This window comes from Umezawaea sp., from assembly GCF_036375055.1.
In the GTDB taxonomy this organism is placed as follows: domain Bacteria; phylum Actinomycetota; class Actinomycetes; order Mycobacteriales; family Pseudonocardiaceae; genus Umezawaea.
On sequence record NZ_DASUSQ010000077.1, the window covers coordinates 1 to 10,368 of the forward strand.

Consider the following 10,368-nt stretch of genomic DNA (forward strand, 5'->3'; position numbering starts at 1 on the left):
GGCCAGTGCGGTCATGACGGTGAACAGTGCGGGTTGGACGATGTCGACGCGGTCGGCTGGTGGTGCGCTGGGTGATTGGCGTAGGACGTCGATGACGGACCAGCCGGTGATGGGGAACAGGGCGGCGTCGCAGTCTTCGACTGCTCGGGTGAAGACGGGGTGGGTGTTCAGGAGTGCGGCGGCCATGCCGGGGTATTGGGAGCCTTGGCCGGGGAAGACGAACACCAGGCCGCCGCGGTCGTGGGAGACCGAACCGGTGACGAGATCGGGGTGGGGTCGGTCTTCCGCCAGCGCTGAGAGGCCGTCGCGCAAGGAGTCGGAGTCGTGGGCCACGACGACGGCGCGGTGCCGGAGCGCGGCCCGTCCTCGGCCCAGGGCGTGGGCGACCGGGTGGAGCGGGAGGTCGGGCAGGTCGCCGAGGCTCCTGGCCAGTGAACGCAGAGCGGCGGGGGAGTGGGCCGACAGCGCTACCGGCACCGGGCCGTCCGCCGCGGGGTCGACCGGCGTCGGTTCGAGGACAGGCGCCTGCTCCAGGATGACGTGGGCGTTGGTGCCGCTCATGCTGAACGCGGACACGCCCGCCCGGCGCGGACGGCCGGTGTCGGGCCAGTCCGCCGCCTCCGAGGCGAGCACCACCGTGCCCGCGCTCCAGTCGACGTGGGGCGTGGGCGTTCCGGCGTGCAGGGTCGGCGGCACGATCCCGTTGCGCAGGGCCAGGATCGACTTGATGACCCCCGCGACCCCAGCGGCGGCTTGGGTGTGGCCGATGTTGGACTTGACCGAGCCCAGCAGCAGCGGCCGTTCCGGGCTGTGCGACCGGCCGTAGGTGGCCAGCAGCGCGTCGGCCTCGATCGGGTCGCCCAGCCTCGTGCCCGTGCCGTGCGCCTCCACGACGTCGACCTCGTCGGCCTCCAGGCCCGCGGAGACCAGCGCGTCGCGGATGACCCGCTGCTGCGCCAGCCCGTTCGGGGCGGTGAGGCCGTTCGACGCGCCGTCCTGGTTGACCGCGCTGCCCCGGATGACCGCGAGGACGGTGCGGCCGTGCCGCAGCGCCTCGGACAGGCGCTCCAGCACGAGCACACCGACGCCCTCGCCCCACGCGGTGCCGTCGGCGTCCGCGGCGAACGCCTTGCAGCGCCCGTCCGCCGCCAACCCGCGCTGCCTGCTGAAGCTGGTGAACGCCTTCGGCGTCGTCATCACCGTGACGCCGCCCGCCAGCGCCAGCGTGGCCTCCCCGCCGCGCAGCGCCCGCGCGGCCAGGTGCAGCGACACCAGAGAGGACGAGCACGCCGTGTCCACGGTGAGCGCGGGACCCTCCAGGCCGAGCGAGTAGGCGACCCGCCCGGACAGCACGCTCGGCGCGGTGCCCGTGGCTAGGTGCCCTTCGAGCCCGTCGGGCAGTGCGAAGTCCGAAGCTGACGCGTAGTCCTGGCCGCTCATGCCCATGAACACCCCGGTCGGGGTGCCGCGCAACGAGGTCGGGTCGATGCCCGCGTCCTCGATCGCGTGCCACGACGTCTCCAGCAGCAGCCGCTGCTGCGGGTCCATCGCCAGCGCCTCGCGGGGCGAGACGCCGAAGAACTCGGCGTCGAAACCGGCCGCGTCCTCGACGAAACCGCCCTGCCGGGCGTAGCTCGTGCCGGGGTGGTCGGGGTCGTGGTGGAACAGGGCGTCGAGGTCCCACCCGCGGTCCGCGGGGAACTCGCCGATCGCGTCGCGGCCGTCCACCAGCAGCCGCCACAACGCGTCCGGCGACCCGACGCCGCCGGGGAACCGGCAGCCGATGCCGACCACCGCGATCGGCTCGGACGCGCGCTCCACCTCTTCGCGGAGGAGGTCGTTCTCCTTGAGCGACGTGCGCAGGGCGGTGACGATCCGGTCGGTGTCAATGGTCATCGTGCACTCCGTGGTGATCGGTCGCCCATGGCGTGCCGGACCAGGTCGGCGACGTCCAACGAGTCGATGTCCTGCGTTCCGGCCTGGGACGGCGCCTCGTCGCCGTCCAAGCGCACCAGACGGTCGTAGAGCCCGGCCGCGCGCAGGCGGGACAGCGGGATGCGCGCCAGCAGCTCGCGGAACTCGCGTTCGGCGGGGTCGACACCGGCGTCGTCCGGGGCGAGGTCGGCCACCAGCCGCGCCACCAGGTCCGCCGGGGTGGGGTGGTCGAACACCAGCCCCGCGGGCAGCTTCAGCCCGGTGGCCGCGGTGAGCCGGTTGCGCAGGTCCACCGACGTCAGCGAGTCGAACCCGAGCTCGCTGAACGCGAGTCCGGGGTCGAAGTCCTCGTCGCCGTACCCGAGGACGCCGCGCACGTGCGTGCGGACGAGGTCGGTCACCACCCGCCGCCGCTCGTCGGCGGGCATCGCCGCCAGCCGTTCGCCCGCGCCGGTGTCCCGGCCCGTCGGAGCCGCGGCACGTCTGCGACCCGGTGCCACGAGGTCGCGCAGCAGCGGGTGGGCGCTGTCGGGGTCGAGCCCGGTCGTGTCGACCGGTGCGGCGAGCACGTGCGGGTCCACGGAGTCGCGGACGACGTCGTGCAGCGCCAACGCCCTGTCGGGTTCCAGCGGGAGCACGCCGCCGCGCCGCGCCCGGCGCAGGTCGGCGTCGGCGAGCCCCGAACCCATGCCGGAGCCCTTCCACAGCCCCCACGCGACCGAGGTGACCGGCAGGCCCGCCACCCCGGCGTTGTGGGCCAGTGCGTCGAGGACCGCGTTCGCGGCCGCGTAGGCCGCCTGCCCCGCCCCGCCGAGCGTGGCCGACGCGCTGGAGTAGAACGTCACCGCCGCCACGTCCAGGTCGCGCACGGCGTCGAGCAGCACGAGCGCGCCGTCCGCCTTGGGGCGCAGCACGTCCCGCAGCCGCGCGGGGTCCAGGCCGGTGATGACGCCGTCGCCGAGCACACCCGCCGCGTGGACGACCTCGCGCACGGGGTGGTCCGGCGGGGCGAGCGCCAGCGCGTCCACCACCTGGCGGGGGTCGGCCACGTCGCAGGCCACCGGGATCGCCTCGGCGCCCAACGCCGACAGCTCCTCGGCGAGCGCCACCGGCCGGGTCCGGCTGAGCAGCAGCAGGTGCCGCACCCCGCGCTCGACGACCAGGTGCCGGGCGAGCTGCCCGGCCAACGCCCCTCCGGCTCCCGTGACGACGACCGTCCCCCGTGGACCTGGAGGTTCGGGCAGCACCAGCACGTTCTTGCCGACGTGCTTCGCCTGGCCGATGTGCCGGAAGGCGTCGGGCGCGCGCCGCACCGGCCAGTCGGTGCGGGGCAGGTGCCGCAGCGCGCCCGACTCGAACAGCGCCAGCACCTCGGCGAGCATCTCGCCGATGCGCCGGGGCCCGGCCTCGATCAGGTCGAAGGCCCGGTACTCCACGCCGGGGTGCTCGGCCCCGACCCGTGCGGCGTCGCGCACGTCGGCCTTGCCCATCTCCACGAACCGCCCGCCGCGCGGCAGCAGCCGCAGCGAGGCGTCCACGAACTCGCCCGCGAGCGCGTCGAGCACCACGTCCACACCGCGGCTCTCGGTCGCCTCCATGATCCGGTCGGCGAAGTCGAGCGTGCGCGAGGACGCGATGTGCTCCGTGGTGAACCCGTTGTCGCGCAACACGTCCCACTTGCCCTCGCTGGCGGTGCCGTACACCCTCGCGCCCCAGTGCCGGGCCAGCTGCACCGCGGCCATGCCGACGCCGCCCGCCGCGGCGTGCACCAGCACCGCCTGCCCCTCGCGCAGACCGCCGAGGTCGCGCAACCCGTAGTAGGCGGTGAGGAACGCGATCGGCACGGCCGCGGCCTCGGTGAACGACCACGACCCCGGCATCCGGGCCAGCATCCGGTGGTCGGTGGTCGCCTCCGGTCCGAACGCGCCGCTGAACACGCCCGTCACCCGGTCGCCCACCGCGAGTCCGGTGACGTCCGAGCCGATCTCCAGCACGACGCCCGCGGCCTCGCCGCCCATCACCGCTTCGCCGGGGTACGTGCCCAGCGCGATCAGCACGTCGCGGAAGTTCACCCCGGCCGCGCGCACGGCCACCCGCACCTCCTCCGGGGCCAGGGCGGTCTTCTCGACCGGCGTCAGCCGAAGGGCGTCCAGGGTGCCGCTCTCGTCCTGCGCCAACCGCCAGCGGTGGACGCCCTCCGGCGGCAGCAGCGAGTCGGTGACCGGGACCAGCCGGGGTGCCCGCACCACGCCGTCGCGCACGGCGACCTGCGTCTCACCCGTCGCCCGCGCCGTGGCGACGGCCGTGCGCACCAGGTCGGCGCCGGACCCGTCGAGGTCCACCAGCGTCAGCCTGCCGGGGTGCTCCGCCTGCGCCACGCGGGTCATGCCCCACACCGGGGCGGCGTCGAGGTCCACCTCGCGGTCCGCGTCGGTGGCCGCGCCGTTCGCGGTCACCACCGCCAGGTGGACGTCGTCGAACTCGGGGGTGGTCAGCCACTCCCGCAGGAACTCCAGGTGCCCGGTCACGTCCTCGGCGAACAGCAGGACGGTTCCGGACGTGCCGGGGCTCGGTCGTTCCCCGGCCCGCACCTCGGTGAACTCGGCGTCGGCCGGTGGCTCCACCACCTCCCGCAGCGGCTTCCACACGACCTTGTGCAGCGCGTCCCGCCGCCCGCCGCCCGCGGGCCCGAGCCGGTCCGCGGTCACCGGTCGCAGCCGCAGCGACTCGATCGTCGCCACGGGCGCTCCCGTGCCGTCGGCGAGGGCGATGGCCATCCCGTCCGGGCCCTGAGGGGTCACCCGGACCCGCAGCGCGTGCGCGCCCGTGGCGTGCAGGGCCGCGCCGGTGAAGGAGAACGGCAGCGCCGCGCCCTCCCGCTCGACCCCGGCGAGGGCGAGCACGTGCAGCGCGGCGTCCAGCAGCGCCGGGTGCAGCCCGTACGGCGTCGCGTCGACGCCCTCGGGCAGGTCGACCTCGGCGTAGACGTGCCGGTCGTCGCGCCACGCGGCGCGCACGCCGCGGAACACCGGCCCGTACTCCAGACCTCGGGCGGCGAGTCCGTCGTAGAGGCCGTCCACCGGGATCGCCGTCCCCGTCGGCCACCGGTCCAGTGCGACTCCGACACCGACACCGACACCGGCATCGGGTGAGGTGGTGGCCGACGCGTGCAGGGTCCAGTCGCCGTCACCGACCCGGCTGTGCACGGCGACGTCGCGCGCACCTCCTCCGCCGGGTGGTGCGACGCTGACCCGGAGCACGGCCTCGGCCCGCTCGGGAACCACGAGCGGGGCGTGCAGGGTCAGCTCGGCGACGGGGTCGACCCCGGTGGACCACACCAGGTCGACGAGCGCCGCGCCCGGCAGGACCGCGACGCCGTGCACCCGGTGGTCGCCCAGCCACGGCTGGTCGGCAAGGCTGAGCCTGCCGGTCCGCACCTCGCCGCCGTCCGGCAGGTCCACCGCCGTGGTCACCAGCGGGTGCCCGGTCTCCGCCTGTCCGGCGCGGCGCGGGTCGCCCGCCACGGGGACCTGGTCCAGCCAGTGCCGCCCGCGCTCGAACGGGTAGGTCGGCAGCGGTGTGATCCCGGTCCGGGGGACCAGCGGCGACCAGTCCACCGCGACGCCCCGCACGTGCGCCGTGCCCAGCGCGGTGAGCACCTGCTCGGTGTCGTCGACCCCCTTGCGCAGCAAGGAGATCGCGGGGTGATCGGTGACCAGCGGCGTCAGCGTCGCGTCCGGGCCGACCTCGACGAACGTCGAGGTGCCCGCCTCCGCCAGCGCCATGACGGCGTCGGCGAACCTGACCGGCTCGCGCACGTGCCGCACCCAGTACTCGGCGTCCAGGTCCTCGGTCGGAGCGCCGGTCGTGCTGGACACGAACGGGATCTCGGGCTTCGCGTAGGCGAGGGCCCGCGCCGCGGCGCGGAAGTCGTCGAGCATCGGGTCCATCAGCGGTGAGTGGAACGCGTGGCTGACCCGCAGGCGCTTGACCCGCCGTCCGGCCGCCCGCAGCTCCTCCGCCGCGGCCAGCACCGCGGCCTCCTCGCCGGACAGGACCACGGAGTCCGCGCTGTTGACCGCCGCGACGGCCACGGTCGCGCTCAGGTGCGACCGCACGTCGGTCTCGCCCGCCCGCACCGACACCATCGCTCCACCGGGGGGCAGCGCGGCCATCAGCCTGGCGCGGGCGCCGACCAGCGCGCACGCGTCGGGCAGCGTGAGCACCCCGGCCACGTGCGCGGCGGCGATCTCACCGACGGAGTGGCCCGCCACGAAGTCCGGTCGCACGCCGAAGGACGCGCACAGCCGCGCCAGCGCCACCTGCACCGCGAACAGCGCGGGCTGGGTGTTGCCGGTCTGGTCGAGCAGGCCTTCGGCGCCGAACAGCACCTCCTTGACCGGGGTGTCGACGAACCGGTCCAGCTCCGCGCACACCTCGTCCAGCGCCCGTGCGAACGCCGGGGACGTCGCGTGCAGCGACCGGGCCATGCCCTCGTGCTGGCTGCCCTGCCCGCTGAAGACGAACGCGAGACCGCCGGCGGCCACCTCTCCCACCACAGCGCCCGACCCGTTCTCCACGGCGAGCAGCCCGTCCGCCAGGTCCTCGGTCGACTCGCCGAAGACCACCGCGCGGTGGGCGAAACCGGGGAAGCGGGACAGCAGCGTGTGCGCCACCTCGGCGGGGGAGGCCTCGGGCGCGTGCTCCCGCAGCCGACGAGCCTGCTCGCGCAGCGCGCCGGGGGACTTCGCCGCCAGGCACCAGGGCACCACGCCGGTGTGCTCCACGCGCTCCGCCGGGTCGGGCGCCTGTTCGAGGATGAGGTGGGCGTTGGTGCCGCTGATCCCGAAGGAGGAGACGGCGGCGCGGCGGGGCGTGTCGGTGCGCGGCCAGGGGTGGGTCGTGGTGGTGAGGCGGATGGTGCCGGCGGCCCAGTCGACGTGGGGGGTGGGGGCGTCGACGTGCAGGGTGGGCGGCACGGTCTGGTGGTGCAGCGCCAGGATCGACTTGATGACGCCCGCGACGCCCGCGGCGGCCTGGGTGTGGCCGATGTTGGACTTGACCGAGCCGAGGTGCAGCGGGTGGTCCGGGTGGCGTCCCTGCCCGTAGGTGGCGAGCAGGGCCTGGGCTTCGATGGGGTCGCCGAGGCGGGTGCCGGTGCCGTGGGCTTCGAGGAGGTCGACGTCGTGGGTGGTGAGCCCGGCGTTGGCCAGCGCCGCGCGGATGACGCGTTGCTGCGCCGGACCGTTCGGTGCGCTGAGCCTGCTGCTCGCGCCGTCCTGGTTGACCGCGCTGCCGCGGATCAGCGCCAGCACCGGCCTGCCCGCGCGCTGGGCGTCGGCGAGGCGCTCCAGCAGGAGCACGCCCACTCCCTCGCCCCAGCCGGTGCCGTCGGCCGCGGCGGCGAACGGCTTGCAGCGACCGTCCGGGGCCAACCCGCGCTGTCTGCTGAACTCCACGAACAGACCGGGGGTCGACAGCACGGTCACCCCGCCCGCGAGCGCCCTGTCGCACTCGCCGCGGCGCAGCGACTCGGCCGCCAGGTGCATCGCGACCAGCGACGACGAGCACGCCGTGTCGATGGTCAGCGCCGGTCCTTCGAGGCCGAAGGTGTAGGCCACCCGGCCGGACAGCACGCTGCCCGCGGTCCCGGTGCCGACGAGCCCCTCCACGTCCTGCGCCGCACCGGCCGCGAGGCCGGCGTAGTCCTGCCCGCTGATGCCCAGGAACACGCCGGTCGAACTGCCGCGCAGTGCCGAAGGCGGTAGACCGGCCCGTTCATGGCACTCCCACGCGGTTTCCAGCACCACCCGCTGCTGCGGGTCCATGGCGGACGCTTCCCGCGGGGAGATGCCGAAGAACGCGGCGTCGAACTCGGTCGCACCGCGGAGGAAAGCGCCTTCCCGGACATAGCTCGTGCCTCGCCGGTCAGGGTCGTCGTCGTGGATCTCCGCCAGCGGCCAACCCCGGTCGTCCGGGAACGGGCCATAACCGTCCCCGCCCGCCGCGAGCATCCGCCAGAACTCCTCGGGGCTGGTGATCCCGCCCGGAAAACGGCAGGCCATCGCGGTCACGGCGATCGGCTGGGTGCGCTCCTGTTCCAGTGCGCGCAATTGCCCACGAGTTTTGTAGAGCTCTACCGTCAATTTCTTGAGGTATTCGACGACCTTCTGATCCTCGGTCATGTCCCACCCAGTTGTCAGGTATGAAGAGGCGGTCCTAACGTACTGTCCGGGGATCTGGCGGGTATACCCCTACGCCGCACCCCTAATTGTGGGTCGCCGGCCCCTAGTTCGACTATCCCCTGAATTATTCGAACCCTACTGCGAAAGTGCGTCCACAGGCGCTACGGTAATTGTGCGATCTGAAACCGCCGAATCAACCCGCCGCGCCAGGTGGGCCCGGAGGCCCGAACACATGACTGCACCGAACGGCACCGGAGCACCGGTGCGGCCGAAACGCGCCCTGGTCGTCGGGGCGGGGATTTCCGGTATGGCGACCGCTCTGCGCCTGTGGCAGATCGGGTGGGAGCCGCTGGTGGTCGAACGGTCGCCCACCCGTCGAACCGGTGGTTACTTCACCGTCTTCATGGCCGACGGTTTCGAGCCCGCCAAGCGGCTCGGGATCTTCGACGACATCCGCGACCGCGCCGATCCGAACGGCCGGTTCCTGGAGATGGACCGCAGGGGCAGGCTCGTGCCGGGGATGAACCCCGCCGCGATGATGATGCCGATGGCGGCCTCCTCCTACACGGTGCTGCGCGGGGACGTGGAGAACGCCCTGTACGAGGCGCTGCACGACAAGGTGGAGATCCGCTTCGGCGCCGGTCCGTCCGCCGTCCGCCAGGGCAGGGGACACGCCGAGGTGGACCTGTCCGACGGGACGACCGAGCGGTTCGACCTGGTCATCGGGGCGGACGGGCTGCACTCGGCGGTCCGCGAGCAGGTGTTCGGCCCCGAGGACCTCTACCGCCGCGACTTCAACCACGTGATCGCCGCGTGCCTGCTGGACCGACCGGTCAAGGGGCTGCGCGAAGGCGACAACCTGCTGGTGGTGGACACCCGGCGGTCGGTAGCCGTGCAGGCCTTCCACGACCACGACCCGGTCGCGATGTTCATGTACTGCCACCCGTGGCCCGCCGCGGAGGCCCGCAAGCGGCCGTCGGTGGCGCTGCGCGAGGTCTACTCCGACTTCGGCGGCCCGGTGCCCGACCTGCTCGACGCGGTGGACCGCGCGGAGCACACCCTGTTCGACCAGATCAGTCAGATCCACCTGAGCAGCTGGAGCCGCGGCCGGGTGGTGCTGCTCGGCGACTCGGCCTGGTCGCTCACCCTGTACTCGGGGTTCGGCTCGTCGCTGGGCATCGCAGGCGGCGACCTGCTCGGGACGCTGCTGGTCGAGCACGGCGACAACATCGCGGCGGCGCTGGGCACCTGGGAGCACCGGCTGCGCCCGCTGGTCACCAAGCACCAGAAGAGCGCCCACTTCGCGAAGCACTTCCTGCTGCCCGCCACCAACTCCGCCCGGCTCATCCGCCGCGCGGTCGTCCGCACCGCCGCGAGCCGAACCGGCGGGCGGATCGTCCAGGCCCTGCTGCCCGCGTCCAGGGCGACGCGCGCGGCGGGCGAGAACCAGATCGAAGGACTCACCTGATGAAGCGCTCCGCTGTCCTGTTGCCGATGGCGTTGGCCATGACCGCGCTGGGTGGCCTGGTGGCCCCGCCAGCGGCCTCGGCGAACACCGCCGCCGTCGTCTTCACCTGCTCGGAGGCCGGGTCCGAGGAGGTGCTGCTCACCTACTCGGTGTCCGTCACCGCGCCCGCGGTGGTGCGCAAGGGCAAGCCCATCGCGCTGACCGTCTCGGCGACGAAGCCCGCGCCCGCCGACATCCCCGCGGGCGGCATCGCCGGGCAGATGCAGGTGGTGCTGGGCGGGGCGGGGAGCGGGTCGGTCACCGCCACCGGGCTCACCAACGCCGTCGCCGTGCCGATCGGGCAGCCGATGCTGCTCGGACCGGGGTCGGCGACGGCCACGGTCGCGAACACCGGCGTGGTGACCTTCAAGCCGGGCACGTTCACGATGAGCATCTGGATCGGCACGACCCTGACCTGCACGTTGCCGTCCGGAGGGCCCGTGCTCGCCAGCACCGTCGTCGTCTGACCCGCTCCGGCGGGCCGGACCGTGGCGGGGCGCCCGACGACGTGCGTCCCGTCACGACCTGCCGAGCAGCACGTCCGCCACCTGGTCGAAGTAGGGCGACACCTCGGCCGCGGTGGTGGTCGACAGCGCGTCCCCGCGCACGACCGAGCGGACCACGCTGATCCCCAGCAGCCACGCGCTGAACAGCTCCGCGCGGAGGTCGGCGTCGGGTCCGTCCACCAGTTTCCGCAGGTTGGCCACGTAGGTGTCGCACACGTGCTCGCGGAGCCGGTCG

4 protein-coding genes and 1 pseudogene are annotated in these 10,368 nt (G+C 73.9%); 2 read left to right on the plus strand and 3 right to left on the minus strand.

Annotation, left to right across the window (positions count from 1 at the left end; genetic code table 11):
* Nucleotides 1-1,914 (minus strand): type I polyketide synthase (locus VFZ92_RS21250; protein WP_414719966.1); only part of this gene is annotated, 1,914 nt, incomplete at its 3' end.
* Complete coding sequence (locus VFZ92_RS21255) at nt 1,893-8,120, minus strand: SDR family NAD(P)-dependent oxidoreductase (RefSeq protein ID WP_330877748.1); 6,228 nt, start codon at nt 8,118-8,120, stop codon at nt 1,893-1,895. The genes VFZ92_RS21255 and VFZ92_RS21250, both read right to left, overlap by 22 nt.
* Before the next feature lie 232 nt (nt 8,121-8,352).
* Here VFZ92_RS21255 and VFZ92_RS21260 point away from each other — a divergent pair, with 232 nt between their 5' ends.
* Entirely contained in the window at nt 8,353-9,588 is a 1,236-nt protein-coding gene (locus tag VFZ92_RS21260; protein ID WP_330877749.1) for an FAD-dependent monooxygenase, read from the plus strand.
* Entirely contained in the window at nt 9,588-10,094 is a 507-nt protein-coding gene (locus tag VFZ92_RS21265) for a hypothetical protein (RefSeq protein WP_330877750.1), read from the plus strand. Before VFZ92_RS21260 ends, VFZ92_RS21265 begins: the two co-directional genes overlap by 1 nt.
* A gap of 51 nt (nt 10,095-10,145) precedes the next feature.
* Here VFZ92_RS21265 and VFZ92_RS21270 read toward each other — a convergent pair.
* Nucleotides 10,146-10,368 (minus strand): annotated as a pseudogene (locus tag VFZ92_RS21270) (TetR/AcrR family transcriptional regulator); the annotation flags it as partial.

Excerpts from the sequence above, each read along its gene's own strand:
- VFZ92_RS21260 (WP_330877749.1), top strand. The coding sequence starts at position 8,353 with ATGACTGCACCGAACGGCACCGGAGCACCGGTGCGGCCGAAACGCGCC.
- VFZ92_RS21265 (WP_330877750.1), top strand. The coding sequence starts at position 9,588 with ATGAAGCGCTCCGCTGTCCTGTTGCCGATGGCGTTGGCCATGACCGCG.
- VFZ92_RS21255 (WP_330877748.1), bottom strand. The coding sequence starts at position 8,120 with ATGACCGAGGATCAGAAGGTCGTCGAATACCTCAAGAAATTGACGGTA.